10 protein-coding genes and 1 pseudogene are annotated in these 14,511 nt (G+C 71.2%); 7 read left to right on the top strand and 4 right to left on the bottom strand.

Going from position 1 to position 14,511, the window contains the following annotated elements; all coding sequences use genetic code 11:
- Positions 1-23: 23 nt before the first annotated feature.
- The 4 genes and pseudogenes from ACFVHO_RS09105 to ACFVHO_RS09090 form a co-directional block, all read right to left on the bottom strand.
- A complete protein-coding gene (locus ACFVHO_RS09105) occupies positions 24-2,576 on the bottom strand; it encodes an FtsX-like permease family protein (protein ID WP_385711738.1) in 2,553 nt (850 codons plus the stop codon).
- Positions 2,577-2,794: 218 nt separating this feature from the next.
- A pseudogene (locus ACFVHO_RS09100) lies at positions 2,795-3,556 on the bottom strand (ABC transporter ATP-binding protein); the annotation flags it as partial.
- A gap of 94 nt (positions 3,557-3,650) precedes the next feature.
- A complete protein-coding gene (locus ACFVHO_RS09095) occupies positions 3,651-4,166 on the bottom strand; it encodes a flavin reductase family protein (RefSeq protein ID WP_385711736.1) in 516 nt (171 codons plus the stop codon).
- 99 nt (positions 4,167-4,265) lie between these two features.
- The gene (locus ACFVHO_RS09090; RefSeq protein ID WP_385711735.1) at positions 4,266-5,816 is read right to left on the bottom strand and encodes a tryptophan halogenase family protein; all 1,551 of its coding nucleotides are present in this window, start codon (positions 5,814-5,816) and stop codon (positions 4,266-4,268) included.
- Between the two features lie 403 nt (positions 5,817-6,219).
- On the opposite strand from ACFVHO_RS09090, the gene ACFVHO_RS09085 reads away from it, so the two are divergent.
- From ACFVHO_RS09085 to fabG, 7 genes are all read left to right on the top strand, one after another.
- Entirely contained in the window at positions 6,220-8,460 is a 2,241-nt protein-coding gene (locus ACFVHO_RS09085; protein WP_385711734.1) for an MMPL family transporter, read from the top strand.
- A 211-nt stretch (positions 8,461-8,671) separates the two neighbouring features.
- Complete coding sequence (locus tag ACFVHO_RS09080; protein ID WP_385711733.1) at positions 8,672-9,469, top strand: BTAD domain-containing putative transcriptional regulator; 798 nt, start codon at positions 8,672-8,674, stop codon at positions 9,467-9,469.
- 185 nt (positions 9,470-9,654) lie between these two features.
- Positions 9,655-10,671 (top strand): LysR family transcriptional regulator, encoded by a 1,017-nt coding sequence (locus ACFVHO_RS09075; RefSeq protein WP_385711731.1) that lies wholly within the window; start codon positions 9,655-9,657, stop codon positions 10,669-10,671.
- A gap of 130 nt (positions 10,672-10,801) precedes the next feature.
- Positions 10,802-11,068: an acyl carrier protein gene (locus ACFVHO_RS09070; protein ID WP_385711729.1), complete on the top strand. Its 267-nt coding sequence runs from the start codon at positions 10,802-10,804 to the stop codon at positions 11,066-11,068.
- Between the two features lie 42 nt (positions 11,069-11,110).
- Positions 11,111-12,352 (top strand): beta-ketoacyl-[acyl-carrier-protein] synthase family protein, encoded by a 1,242-nt coding sequence (locus tag ACFVHO_RS09065; RefSeq protein WP_385711727.1) that lies wholly within the window; start codon positions 11,111-11,113, stop codon positions 12,350-12,352.
- Positions 12,349-13,434, top strand: a complete 1,086-nt coding sequence (locus ACFVHO_RS09060) for a beta-ketoacyl synthase N-terminal-like domain-containing protein (RefSeq protein ID WP_385711725.1) — start codon at positions 12,349-12,351, stop codon at positions 13,432-13,434. The genes ACFVHO_RS09065 and ACFVHO_RS09060 overlap by 4 nt, the downstream gene beginning before the upstream one ends.
- 220 nt (positions 13,435-13,654) lie before the next feature.
- On the top strand, positions 13,655-14,401 hold the full coding sequence (gene fabG, locus ACFVHO_RS09055) for a 3-oxoacyl-[acyl-carrier-protein] reductase (protein ID WP_385711724.1): 747 nt from the start codon (positions 13,655-13,657) through the stop codon (positions 14,399-14,401).
- The last annotated feature ends 110 nt before the right edge of the window (positions 14,402-14,511 follow it).

Below are 14,511 nucleotides of genomic sequence, written 5' to 3'. Positions count from 1 at the left end.
CGGGTCCCGTAAGGGCCAGGGGCCTACTCCCGTACCCCCACCGCCTCCACCGGCCGGTTCCGCAGCACCGTCAGTGCCGAGACCAGGGTGGTCGCGAGGGTCAGGGCGAAGGCCGCCGAGACGACCGCGGCGAAGATCCAGGGGGAGCCCTCGGGGGTGGCCGTGCCCAGGACGCTCATGCTCAGGGGGACCAGGGTCAGGGCCGCGACCAGGGAGCCCAGGAGGATGCCGGCCAGGGAGACCAGGGCGGCCTCCATCGCCATCATCTGCATCACCTGGCGGCGGGTCGCGCCGATCAGGCGTTGCAGCATGAACTCGCGGCGGCGTTCCGTGGTCGCCAGGGCCTGGGTGTTGACCAGGGCGATGACCGCGTAGCCGACGACCACGCCGAGGACCAGGTACGCCATCCACGCCTGGGTGTCGTCCTGTTCGGCCTGCGCGGCGGCCAGCGTGTCGCGGGTGGTCACGCGCAGCCCCGGCTGGTCGCCGGAGAGCGCGGAGAGGGTGGCGGTCAGTTCGGCGCGGTCCGTGCCGGGCTCAGCCGTCACCATGATGCGGGGGATCAGGCCCGAGTCGGTGTGCGCGGCGAGGAACGCGGCGGGCAGCAGCGCCGTCTCGTACCCCCGCTCGCCCTTGACCGTGGCCACCAGCTTGAGCTTGACCAGGCTGCCGTCGCCGAGCCGCATCGGGACCATGTCGCCGATCTTGTGGCCGTCGGTGTAGCGGGTGGGCAGGGCCACGGATTCGCCGCGCAGGGCGTCGAGGCTGCCCTCGGTCGCGCGGAACGCCGTCGTCTTCGAGATGCCCTCGGGCGTGATGCCCGCGAGCGCCATCTCGGGCGGGTCCGCCGCGCCCTCACCGCTGTCCGCGGTCGGCTCGACCGGTGTCCTCGGCTCGACGTACCCCATGCTGGAGACCTGCGCGGACGCCGCGGCCACGCCGGGCTGGCGCCGCACCTTCTCCACCATGTCCAGGGGCAGGCCCCCGGCGTCGGAGGTCACGGCCAGGTCGGCGCGCAGGCTGTCGTCGAACGCCCGCTCCGCGCCACGGGAGTTGGTGGTCTGCATGTAGATCAGGGCGATGGCCAGGCCCGTGGCCAGCATCACCGGCATCACCGCGCCGGCGAACCTGGCGGTGCGCGCCTCGGAGTTGAGCGTGGCGAGCCGCCCGGAGAGGCCGGAGAGGGAGCGCAGGGGCCGGAAGAGCCCGCGCGTCATGGCCCGCGCGAGCACCGGGCCGAGCAGCCCGAACCCGGCGGTCCACACCATCGCCGCGGGCGTCGCGGCCCCGGCCGCCTTCGGCCCGTCCATCCCGGCCGTGACCACCGCGAGCGCGGTGCCGCCGCCGAGGCAGAGCACCGCGAGGATCACCCGCGGCCAGCTGAACCAGCTCCGTTCGAGGCCGGCCTCGGCGAGCGCCTCGGTGGGCCGGGTGCGGGCCGGGCCGCGGGCCGCGATGAACGCGGCGCCGACCGCCGTGACCAGGGCCGTGGCCGCGCCCGCGATCAGCGGGACGCTGCCGGGGTGGAACTCCATGGTGTCCGGTACGACACCGGCGGAGGCGAACGCGTCGAGCAGGACGCGGCCGAACTGCGGGCCGAGCGCGCAGGCCAGCGCCGTCGCGATGACCGTGAGCAGCAGCGTCTCGCCGAGGATCAGACGGCGCAGCTGCCCGGGCGTGGTGCCGATCGCGCGCAGCAGCGCCATCTCGCGCTGCCGCTGCTGGATGGACAGGCCGAGGGTGCTCGCGACCACGAACACGGTGACCATCGCGGCGAGTCCGCCGAAGGCCGCCGCGAGGGCGACGAGGTCGTCGCCGCCGGAGACGATGTCGGGGTTCTCGGCGCGGCCGCGCTCGGAGCCGGTGAGGACGGTGAGGGCCGGGGTGTCGAGGGTCTTCTCGACGGCCTTCGCGACCTGGGCGGTGTCCGCGCCCGAGTCCGGGAACACTCCGATGACGTCGGCCTTCCCGGGGCGCGTGGAGAGTTCGGCGGCCCGCGCGTCGGTGAGGAAGACGGTGCCGGAGCCTCCGTCGCCGCGGGCGAGCCCGGAGACCTCGAAGTTCTGGGTGCCGCCGCCGACGAGGAGCCGGACGCGGTCGCCGGGCTTCAACCCGGCCTGCCCGGCGAGGCGTTCGTCGAGGACGACCTGGCCCGGCTTCGAGGGCGCCACGCCGTCGCTGACGCGGTACGGGGTGAGCTTGGCGGACGACCAGCCGTGTCCGGTGACCTTCGCCTCGGCCCGCTTGCCGTCGGCGGAGCCGAGCGCGGCGGGGAACGACACGTCGGCCGCCGTCGCGGCGACACCGTCGACGGACTTCAGCTTCTGGGCCAGCTTCGCGTCCACGGGGACCCGTTCGACGAACGGCTCCTCGCTCTGCGTACCGAGATAGCGCTGGTCGGCGCTGACGAGGATGGGCGCGGCGGCGAGCCGCTGGGGCTCGGCCGTGCTCTTCAGGGCGCTCTGCAGGAGTCCGCCGCAGCCGACGACGATCGCGGCGCCGAAGAACAGCGCGATGAACGAGGCGAGGAAGCCGTTGCGGTGGTGACGCAGGGTGCGCAGGGCGATCCTGATCATCGCAGGCCCTCCCACGCGGGCGCCTGCACGGAGGTCCGCGACGACGGCCGCACGGCCCGCCCACCGGGCGCCGGTCCGGACGCCGGTCCGGCCCCGCCCCCGGCGCCGAGGCCGCCCCCGGCGGCACCCCAGGCCCCGGCTGCCCCCTCGGGCCCCTCGGCCCCGAGCGCACTCCGCTCCGCCCCCGGCCCCGCCGCGGTCGGAACGACCCGCTCCGAACCCCACGCCCCCAGATGCGTCATCCGCTCCGCCACCTGGTCCGGCGTCGGCTGCTCCAGGGAGCTGACGATGCGGCCGTCGGCGAGGAAGAGGACGCGGTCGGCGTGCGCGGCGGCCACCGGGTCGTGCGTGACCATCACGATCGTCTGGCGCGCCCAGCGCACGGACTCGCGCAGCAGGATGAGGACTTCGCGAGCGGTGTGCGTGTCGAGGGCGCCGGTGGGCTCGTCGCCGAAGATGACGGCGGGCTTGGTGACCAGGGCCCGCGCGATGGCGACGCGCTGCTGCTGGCCGCCGGACAGCTCGCCGGGGCGCCGTCCCCGCATCCCGGCGAGCCCGACCCGCTCCAGGACCTCGTCCACGGCGCCCCGCTCGGGCTTGTTGCCCGCGAGCCGCAGCGGCAGCGTCACGTTGTCGAGCACGCTGAGGGCGGGCAGCAGGTTGAAGGCCTGGAAGATGAAGCCGATCCGCTCGCGGCGGAGCTTGGTCAGCGCGCGTTCCTTGAGGGTGGACAGCTCCACGCCGTCGAGCCGCACGGAGCCCGACGTGGGCCGGTCGAGGCCCGCGGCGCAGTGCAGGAAGGTGCTCTTGCCGGATCCGGAGGGCCCCATCACCGCGGTGAAGGTGCCCCGGTCGAGGCCGATGGACACGCCGTCGAGGGCGGCCACCTGGTTCTTCTGGCCCTTGGCGCCGCCGTAGACCTTGCGCACGGCGTCGAGCCGTACGACTTCCTGGGGGTCGGGGCTTGTGGTCCCGCTCATGAATGGCGTCCTTCGTGGGGAGTGAATGGGCTGGTGGCGGGTCGCGGAGCGTCGCTCGGGCCGTGGGCCGAAGAGGCGGGCGGGGCCGGCGGGGTCAGGTCCGGGACCAGGAGCGGAACTGCCGCAGTCCGTACAACAGCGGTTCCTGTACGTGGCGTTGGGTGATCCGGCGGGTCTCGCCGAAGACGGTGACGTGGCTGCCCATGCGCTGGGTCAGGACCACGTCGCAGTCGGCGACGGTGTGCGCGTCGCGGATCAGATGGGGTCCGGCGCCGTCCGGTGCCCGCTCCCAGGGCGTCGCGCGGAAGCGGTCGGGGTCGCCGGAGGCGAAGAGCTCGGCCACGTCCTGGGCGCCTTCGTGGAGCAGGTTCACCGTGAAGGCGCCGGATGCCAGGGCGGCGGCCAGGGTCGGGCTGTCCGCGCGGAGGCAGACGAGCAGGGTGGGCGGGTCGATGGAGACGCTGCACACCGCGGAGCAGGTCATGCCGCGCGGCTCACCGTCGGCGTCGAGCGCGGTGACCACGCAGACGCCGGTGGGGAAGCGGCTCATCATCGTGCGGAAGCCGTCGGGCGTCGCCTCGGCGGCCACTTGCAGGGCTGGATCTCTCATGGGAGGGCCTTCCTTGCTCGGTGGGGGCGGGCATCCCGGCCGCGGGGCGCGGGGCCGGGATGCCCGGGACGTCGGTGGCGCGGCCGGGGGAGCCCGGCGTCACCGCATCCGCGCGAAGTAGTCGTAGGCCTTGGGCAGGGCCGAGGTGAGGGCCCGGGTCTTCTCGCGGATGGCGGCGAACTCGCGCGCGGCGGCGTCGGGTTCACTGAGCCGGGTGGCGGGCGAGGCCTTGAGGTCGATGCCGCCCATGCCGAGCAGGATGCACATGTACGAGTACGGCGGCAGGCCGTGGTAGTAGGGGAAGACGGTCTCGGAGTCGGGCAGTTGGACCTTCCACTTCTCGATGCGCTCGGCGAGTCCGTCGGGCAGCGGGCGGGTCTTGGTGTCGCGCCAGTACTGGGTGTCGGAGCGCTTGGCGGCGGCGTAGTGCAGCGCGAGGAACTCGCGGACGCCGTCCATGACGTGGGCGATCGCGTCGTTGTAGAGGTCGCGGTGCGCGGGGTCCCAGGCCTCGTCGGGGAAGTTCTTCGCGAGCTGCTCGATGGCGTGGTGGATGAAGAAGATGCCGGTGGACTCCAGGGGCTCGACGAAGCCGCTGGACAGGCCGATGGCCACGCAGTTCTTCACCCAGGAGTTCTCGCTGCGGCCGATGCGCATCTTGATGTGGTTGGCGGTCACGTCCGCGGCGGCCGGGCCGACGAACTCGCGCAGCGTGCGCTCGGCCTCCTCGGGCGAGAGGTAGTCCTTGGCGTACACATAGCCCGTGCCCACGCGGCCCATGAGGGGGATCGTCCAGATCCAGCCCGCGTCCTGGGCGGTGGCGGTGGTGCAGGGCAGGATGCCGCGCTTCTGCATGTCCATCGGCACCTGGAGGGCCACGGCGCTGTCGTTGGGAAGCGTGTCCTGGTACGAGATGAAGGGGGTCTCCAAGGCCTTGTTCAGGAGCAGGCCGCGGAAGCCGGTGCAGTCGATGTACAGATCGCCGGTGATGTCGCCGTGGTCGCCGGTGGTGACGCCGGAGATCCAGCCGCGCTCGTCCAGGTCGACCTTCTTGACGTCGTCGACGATGTGCTTGACGCCGCGCTCCACGGAGTACTTCGTCAGGTACTTGGCGAGCAGGGCGGCCTCGAACTGGTACGCGTAAGGGAATTGGGTCTTGCCCTGGTGCTCGGACATCGTCAGGCCCTGCATCTCGTCCGCGCCCTCGTCGAAGGGCTGGTCGATCAGCGTGCCGTCCAGGTGGCGCGGGCTGAGCCCGGCGTCGATGACCGAGGCCATCACGAAGCAGTCCTTGTCGAACCGGTCCGTGGGGCCCTGCTGCAGCCACCAGTCCGTCAGCGGCAGGCCGTTGACCGACCGCATCTGCTCGAAGGGGTGGTAGAAGTAGTGCCCTTTCTCGCGCCAGTCCTCGAAGCGCACGGCGAGCTTGTACGTGGCGTTGCACGCCGGCATCCAGTCCTTCTCCTTGAGCCCGAGGAACTCGAAGAAGTGCCGGATATCGCTGAAGGTCGCCTCGCCGACACCGACCGTGCCCACGTTGCCGGATTCAACGAGCGTGATGTCTATTCGGTCGCCGAACGCGGCCTTGAAGTACGAGGCCGTCATCCATCCTGCAGTTCCGCCGCCAACAATCACTACACGGTTGAGCATTGGTGACTCCCGTCGGGTGGCTTCACGATTGAAAATGAGCCTAGGAGTGCGCGGAACGCCGAACCAGGTCCTTAAGCATCGGCCGAAACTCGCAGGTGAAGCGAAGGAACGCGACCGTTCACAGAAAGCGCTAAGCGCTTGTCAGAGATGTGTCAGAGGAAGTTCGCAAGCATAGCTTCGGGCCTCTGCGTGCCCTCGGTGTTCCGGCCATGGAGGTGGCTGTTTTCGGCCGCCGGAATTCGCGGTGGGCAACGCGCGGACCAGCCGGTTCCGGGTGCCGGACCGACCCTCGTGGGCGGGACTCGGCCAGATGCGGAGGCGTGGTTGACGCTTCTTCAAGGCACCTGTAATCCTCAACTTACACATGAAAGAACGTGCTGAACGAGTATGAGGAGCCGGTGCCGTGAAGAAGCAGCCGACCGTTTTGAGAGTGGCCAACTGGAGCGCCCTGCACCCGGGCCGGGCGATCGCCGGGTGGTTCGCCTTCGTCGCCCTCTGCCTCGCCGTCGGCCTCGCCCTCGGCAACCAGCGCGCGGGCGACGGCGACTTCCAGGTCGGCGAGTCCGGCCGCGCCGAGGCCATCGCGTTAAGGGCCGACGTGCAGGACCGGCCGACCGAACACGTGATGATCTACGCGAGGTCGGGCCCCCTCGACGAACAACGGGCCGAGGCCGCCGCCCGGGACGTGACCGCCCGGATGCAGCGACTGCCCGAAGTCGTGGGCGTACGCGACCCGGTGACCGCCGACGGCGGGAAGATGCTGCGCGTGGAGGTGTCCATGAAGGGCACCAAGCGCGAGGCCAAGGACTACATCGAACCGCTCCTCGACCAGACCGCCGCCGCCCAGAAGGCCCACCCCGGCCTGGTCGTCGAGGAGATCGGGGACGCGTCCGTGACGTACGGCCTGGAGAAGCAGCGCGGCAAGGACCTCACCAAGTCCGAACTCATCACGTTCCCGGTGACGCTGGTGACCCTGCTCGTCGTCTTCGGCTCGCTGATCATGATCAGTGTGCCGCTGCTCCTCGCGCTCACCTCGATCGCGGGCGCCGTCGGCCTGTCGATGGTCGTCTCGCACGCGGTGCCGGACTCCGGGCTCGGGATGAACATGATCCTGCTCATCGGCATGGCCGTCGGCGTCGACTACACCCTCTTCTACCTCAAGCGGGAGCGCGAGGAGCGCGAGCTGGCCGGCGGCAGGCTCTCGCCCGAGGCGCTGGTCGGCATCGCCGCCGCGACCTCGGGACGCGCCGTCGTCGTCTCCGCGCTCGCCGTCATCGTCTCCACCGCCACGCTCTTCCTCGCGAACGACACCATCTTCTCCACGCTCGCCACCGGCACCATCGTCGTGGTGCTCGTCGCCATGGTCAGCTCCGTCACCGTGCTGCCCGCGCTCCTGGTGAAGATCGGCCACCGCATGGACCGCAGGGCCCGGCGCGCCATGGAGCGCGGCAAGCCCGTCAGGCGCCGCACCCCGGAGAAGAACGGCCGCGTCTGGTCGGCCCTGCTGAAGCCCGCCCAGAAGCACCCCGTCCTCACGCTCATCGGCTCCGTGCTCGTCATGCTCGGCCTCGCCGCCCCCGCGCTCGGCATGGAGCTGCGCGTCCTGAACAAGGACACCCACTCCCGCCAGATCCCCGAGATGCGCGCCTACGACCGCCTCAACGACGCCTTCCCGCAGCTGCGCGGCGAGCACTGGGTCGTCGTGCACGCCCCGAAGGGACAGCAGGACAAGGTCACCGACGCCCTCGCCACCCTCAAGAAGCGGACCGAGGCCGACCCCGACTTCGCCCGCACCCCCCTGGAGGTGCGCACCTCCAAGGACGGCCGCACCAGCCTGCTGACCCTGCGCGTCCCCTTCAAACTGGGCTCCGACCAGGCCAAGGACTCCCTCACCCACCTCCGTGACGACTACGTCCCAGCCACTGTCGGCAAGATCCCCGGAGCCGAGTACGGAGTCGACGGGCCCATCGCCGTCGACCGCGACTACCTCGACAACCAGAACGCCAAGATGCCGCTGATCCTCGGGGTGCTGCTGCTCGTCACCTTCGTGATGACGGTCCTCGTCTTCGGCTCCGTCGTCCTCGGGCTCATCGGCGTCGTCCTCAACCTGCTGTCCGTGGCCGCCGCGTTCGGCGTGCTCACCGTGTTCTTCCAGTGGGGGCTCGCGTCCACCCTGTTCGGCTTCGAGGCGAGCGCCACCAGTGAGATCGGCAGCCGCGTACCGCTGTTCCTGTTCGTGATCCTCTTCGGGCTCTCGATGGACTATCAGGTCTTCGTCGTCAGCCGCATCAGGGAGGCGGCGCTCGCCGGTATGCCCACCCGCGAGGCGGTGCTCGACGGTCTTGCCAAGTCGGCCAAGGTCGTCACCAGCGCGGCCGTGGTGATGGTGACGGTGTTCTCCACCTTCGTCTTCCTGCACCTCGCGGAGATGAAGCAGATCGGCTTCAGCCTCGCCGTGGCCGTGCTCCTGGACGCCTTCATCATCCGCATCCTGATCCTGCCCTCGGCCATGATCCTGCTGGGCAGGGCCAGTTGGTGGCCCTCGACGAAGCTGCGCCGGGCCACCGGGGCCAGGGGGTCCACCGTGGTCGCCGGGTCCACCGAGGTCGGCGAGCGCACCCCTGTCGCCGCCCGTACCCCCTGAGACCGCCCTCCCGAGCGAGGCGCCGGACCGGATTCCCCCACCGGTCCGGCGCCTCTCGCCTGCGACGAAGTCCAGTTCGTGGATGTCACACGGTCGGCCATACCACCATCGGGCCGGGAGGCCCGCCGGATGGTATTTCCCGCGGTGCGGCCCGCCGGGGCACGATGGATCTCACCACCTGGCCGACGATTCGTTACGGGGGTCTGGCACGATGGAAATTCAAATCCTTGGCTCTGTTTTCCTGTCCCACGAAGACAAGCAGTACGCGATGGCGTCCCGGCGCGTCAGTTCCGTACTCACCGTTCTCGCCCTCACCCCGCGTGAGCCGATTTCGTCGGACCAACTCGTTGACGAACTCTGGGGCGAGCGCCGGATGGCGAATGCGCGGAACGCGCTGCACGCCAATGTCGGCCGGCTCCGCAAATATCTGGAAACCATCACGGGAATCAAGGGCGGCGATCTCATTCGCACCGTCGGCAGCGGATATCTGCTCGACGTGCCGCCGGAGACCGTGGACGCCCACCGCTTCCTGAAGCTCGCGGACGCCGGCGCCGACCTGGTCCACCGCGACCCGGCCGCGGCCATCGCCCGGCTGGAGCAGGCGCTCGCCCTGTGGCGCGGGCCCGCCCTGATGGACGCCTGCGAGGGCCTGCGCTGCCGCATCAGCGCCGCCCAGCTCGAAGAGCGCAGGATCACCGCGTACGAGGACCTGACCGCCGCCAAACTGGCCGTCGAGGCGCACCGGGTATCGGTGACGGAACTGCGTCAACTGGCCACGGAACACGCCGAGCGCGAGCGGCTCAGTGAACTTCTGATGCTCGCCCTCTACCGTGACGGACGGCAGGCGGAGGCACTTGAGGTGTTCCACGGAGCGCGCCAGCGCCTCGCCAGCGATCTGGGTCTGGAGCCCGGCCGCGCCCTGCACCGCGTCTACCAGGCGATCCTGCAGCAGGACGAAGGCCTCGGAGAACCCCGCCAGGCGCTCGCTTACATGGGGCAGACATCCTGACGAATTACCCTCAAACGGGATCCTCTGTCAATCCTGTGGGTATGGCCTGAACGCCGTGAACTTCCGTTCACCCCGGAACCTGTTAACGCGGTGATCGGTAGACAGTCAACGTCCCGCCTGGTTAAGGTTCTTGGGCGTCTCGCATGCGGTCGTTCCAGTTCACGTGCACGTCTTCAACAACTTCCGTGAGGCGTTCGGGGGATTTGCCTTCAGGGGGTTACGGGGACTTGGACATAGAGCTGCGCCACGCGCGGATAGTGGCCACAATCGACGCTGCCGGGAGCATTTCAAAGGGGGCAGGCGAGCTGAATCTGCCGCAGCCCAGTCTCACCGCACAGTTACGCAGGATCGAAAGGGCAGTGGGCGGGGACCTGTTCATCCGGTCCCGCGCCGGGGTGACCCGCACCGCACTCGGTGAGCGGCTCATCCCCATGCTGGCCGACCTGGTCAAACGCGCGGAAGAGGTGATGGCCGCGGCGGCCGCGCCCACCTCGGGCCCGCTGCGGTTCGGGAACATGGAGTGGACGCCGCCGACCCTGCGCGGCGCGCTCCAGTCGGCCCTGCCCGCCGTCGAGTTGCAGACCGTCACGATGGACCCGGCGACCGCGGTCGAGGGCGTCCAGAGCGGCACGCTCACCGCCGCACTCGTCCCGAGCATCACCGTCGCCGAGGCGGCCGAGGGGCCCGAGCCGGCCCTCGGCAAGATGCTGATCGTGCGCGAACCCGTCTGGCTCGCCCTGCCGTTGCAGCACCCGCTCGCCGGGCGCTACAGCCTGGAGCCGGGCGAACTGGCCACGCTCGGCTGGGTCCGCTACTCGCAGGACCACTGGTTCCACGCCATCGAGCGGAAGCTGTTCGCCGCCTTCGACCACCCGGACCTGGAGATCCTGCACCGCGTCGACGGGCACCGCGAGGCGATGAACTGGGTGCGCGACCTCGGCGTCGCCGCCCTCACGCCGCCCACCGGCGCCACCACGGACGTGCGCCTGGTGCCCCTCACCGGACCCGAGCGCGTCGAGATGCTCCTGGTGTGGCGCAGCGGCGCGGTGCCCCGCGAGACCCTGCGCAAGCTGGTCGACACCGTCCGCCAGTACTACGGCGAGTACGCCCGTACGGTCCCCGGATACTGGCACTGGATCGTCGAACACCCGCGGGACTTCCTGGAGTTGAACGGGTTCACCCCGCCGACCTCGTCGTCCTGAGGACCGCCGATCGTCCGGCTGCACGTGTCAGCCCCCGCACCGCCCTGTCCGGCGGCGCGGGGGCTGCGGCGTTTCCTGCGTCAGCCGTAAATCAGCCACCTGTCAGGGGCCGTTCGCCAGCATCGTCGGCATGACTACAGCCAAGGAAGTCGCCGCGGTGGACCGCGCCAGGATCAAGGACATCGTCTGCGCCATCCTCGAGATCGAGCCGGACGAACTGACCGACACCAGCCTCTTCAAGGAGGAGCACGACGCGGACTCGATGGCCGCCATCGAGATCCTCTCCCAGCTGGAGCGCGCCTTCGGCGTCGACATCGACCAGGCCGACCTGCCCCGCATGATCCACCTCGACGGCATCGTCGCCGTGGTCACCGACTCGGTCGCGGCCCGCGCCTAGCCGCCGCCCCCGACGGACCTCGGCCATCGACGACTGGAGGGCATGGTGCACGACAAGGAGCAGCGACCGCGCCGCGTGGTGATCACCGGCCTCGGGACGGTCACCAGCATCGGACTGGGCGTCGCCGCGTTTCTCGACGGGCTGCGATCCGGCCGGGGCGGCGTCAAGCCCATCACGGGCTTCGACACCACGGGATTCGCACACGCCAACGGCTGCGAGGTCGACGACTTCGACCCCGCCCGCTGGATCCACCACATCGACCCGGACACCCTCGGCCGAGCCACCCAGTTCGCGGTGGCCGCCGCGGGCATGGCCGTCGCCGACGCGGGCCTGAGCCACGGCGAGCTGCGGGCCCGCAGGTCCCTGGTCTCCGTCGGCACCACCGACGCCGAGACCCGCGACCTGGACACGCTCACCGCCGCCCAACTCGCCGCCGGACCCGAGCACCTGGACCCGGCCGTGGCACGCCGCGCGCAGGCCGGCCGGCTCTCCACCGGCATCGTCCGCGAACTCGGCCTCACCGACGTCGAGGCGCTGACCATCCCCACCGCCTGCGCGGCCGGGAACTACGCCATCGGCAACGGCTTCGACGCGATCCGCGACGGCGACGTCGAGGTGGCGCTGTGCGGCGGCGCGGACGCGGTGTGCCGCAAGAACTTCGTCGGCTTCTACCGCCTCGGCACCGTCGCCCCCGAGGTCTGCCAGCCCTTCGACAAGGACCGCAAGGGCATCCTGACCGGCGAGGGCGCGGGCATCCTGCTGATGGAGAGCCTGGACTCCGCGCTCGCCCGCGGCGCCCGCATCTACGCCGAGGTCCTCGGCTACGGCCTGAACTGCGACGCCCACCACCCCGTCGCCCCCGACCAGGACTCCCTGGCCCGCTGCATGGAGGTGGCCCACCGCAACGCCGGGGTGAAGCCGGACGACATCGACTTCATCTCCGCGCACGGCACCGGCACCCGCGCCAACGACGTCACCGAGACCGGCGCCATCCGGCAGGTCTTCGCGACCCCGCCGCCCACCGTCTCCATCAAGTCGATGATCGGCCACTCCATGGGGGCGGCCAGCGCGCTCGCCTCCGCCGCCTGCGCCCTCGCCCTCACCGAGGGCTTCATCCCGCCCACCGTCAACCACGGCGAGACCGACCCCGAGTGCGGCCTGGACTGCGTACCCAACGAGGCGCGCCCCGCCGACCTGGACGTGGTGCAGAACAACGCGCTCGCGTTCGCGGGCAACAACGCCGTCCTGATCCTCGGCCGGCACCACCGGGAGGCCGCGCGATGAACGACCTCGTCCTGTCCGCCTGGTCGGCGGTCACCCCCTACGGCGTGGGCGGCGAGCCGTTCCGCGCGGGCATCACCTCCGGACGTGAGGCCGTCGCCGTCCTCGACCGCGAGAGCCACCCCGGCCCGTTCACGCGCGGCGGGATCGTCCCGGACTTCAGCGCCGCCGAGTACGTCGGCCGGAAGGGCACCCGGACCATGGACCGGGAGACGGCGATCGCCGTCACCGCCGTGGGCCGCCTCATCGCCGAGTGCGGCGCGGACCTCACCGAACGCCCCGACGAGGTCGGCCTGGTGCTCGGCACCGGATCCGGCAGCGTACAGAGCATCATGGACTTCACCCGCGACTCGCTCACGGGGGAGCGGCCCTACCACGTCGACCCCGCCCGGTTCCCGAGCACCGTGATGAACCGCGCGACCGGGCAGAGCGCCATCCGGCACGGCATCAAGGGCCCCAACACCACCGTCGCGGGCGGCGCCCTGACCGGCCTGCTCGCCCTCAGCTACGCCCTCAGGCTGCACCGGGCCGGGCACTGCGCCCGCGTCCTGTGCGGGGCCGCCGAGGAGTACTCCACGCAGCGCGCCTGGCTGGAGTGGCACGGCCGCGGTGAGGCCGAGCGGGACGTGCCGCTCGGCGAGGGCGGGGCCGTGTTCCTGGTGGAACCCGCCGCGGACGCTCGCGCCGCGGGGCGGGGGACGCTCGCTCGGGTTCTCGCCACGCGCTTCCGCGCCTACCACGCCCCGGACGACGCCCGGCAGGCACTCGCCGCCTGTGTGCGCGGTGCCCTTGACGCGGCCGGGGTCGGTGCCGACGCCGTACGTCTCGTCGCGCCCCTCGGCCTCGGCGGGGCGCTCGCCGTGCACGAGGAGCGGGGCGTCGGTGACGCGCTCGGTGACGCCCGGCCCCGGTGGCTGCGGGTGAGCGCGCTGCTCGGGGACACCTCGGCTGCGGCCACCTCTCTCCAGATCGCCGCCGTCCTCGCCGCCGCGGGCGAAGGGGGCCTCCGGCCCGGTGAGGTGGCGTTGGTGACCGGTGTCGAACGCGACGGCACGGTGGGCTGCGCCCTGCTTGGCGGTGTGTGACCCCGCGTTTTGGGGCCACCGCCCCGGGGTGCCGTCCCTGGGGGCTCCGCCCCCAGACCCCCGATCGGCCTGAACGGCCTCGTCCTCAAACGCCGGACGGGCTGAAATTCCCTCCGTGCGCCGGACGGGCTGACAACTCACCCGCGCCGGACGGGCCGGACAACTCGCCCAGGCCGGACGGGCCGAACAACTCACCCGCGCCCGACAGAGGAGAAGCAGCATGTCCGCAACCGCACGGCGCGTGGCCCTGGTGACCGGGGGCTCGCGGGGCATCGGGCGGCACGTGGTGATCCGGCTCGCCCAGGACGGATACGACGTCGCCTTCTGCTACCAGTCCAACAAGGAGGCCGCCGACGCCGTCGTCGAGGCCGCGACGGCGGCCGGAGCCCGTGTGCACACCGCGCGGACCGACGTCGCCGACCACGAGGCCGTACGCGACTTCGTGCGCGGCGCCGAACGCGAACTCGGCCCGCTGCACACCGTCGTGTCCTGCGCGGGCATCGTCCGCGACAACCCCCTGGTCATGCTCTCGCCCGAGGACTGGGACCAGGTCGTCCGCGTCAACCTCGACGGGACGTACCACCTGTGCAAGGCCGCCGTGTTCGCGATGATGAAACGCCGGACCGGCTCCGTGATCACGCTGTCGTCGGTCGCCGGGGTGTACGGCAACGCGACCCAGACCAACTACTCGGCCACCAAGGCCGGGATCATCGGCTTCACCAAGGCACTCGCCAAGGAGTCGGGGCGCTACGGCATCCGCGCCAACGCCGTCGCCCCCGGCTTCATCGTGACCGACATGCTCTCCGAACTCTCCGACGACCACGTGCGCAGGATGACCGAACGCATCCCGCTGGGCCGCTTCGGCCGCCCCCAGGAAGTCGCCGACCTCGTGTCCTTCCTCGCCTCCGACCGGGCCTCGTACATCACCGGACAGGTCTTCGGAGTCGACGGCGGACTCGTCGTCTGAACCAGCGCCACGAGAAGCCGTCGGAGCCGACGCCCCGACGGCGCTCCCGGCATGCCCGGGACCTTCCGCCGGACCCTTCCCGGACCTTCCTCCGGACCGGCGTCAGACCG

Origin of the sequence: Streptomyces sp. NPDC127108 (assembly GCF_042677545.1) — a bacterium.
Classification (GTDB): domain Bacteria; phylum Actinomycetota; class Actinomycetes; order Streptomycetales; family Streptomycetaceae; genus Streptomyces.
Note: the sequence above shows the minus strand (reverse complement) of the source record. Positions and strands in the feature narration are given on the sequence as shown.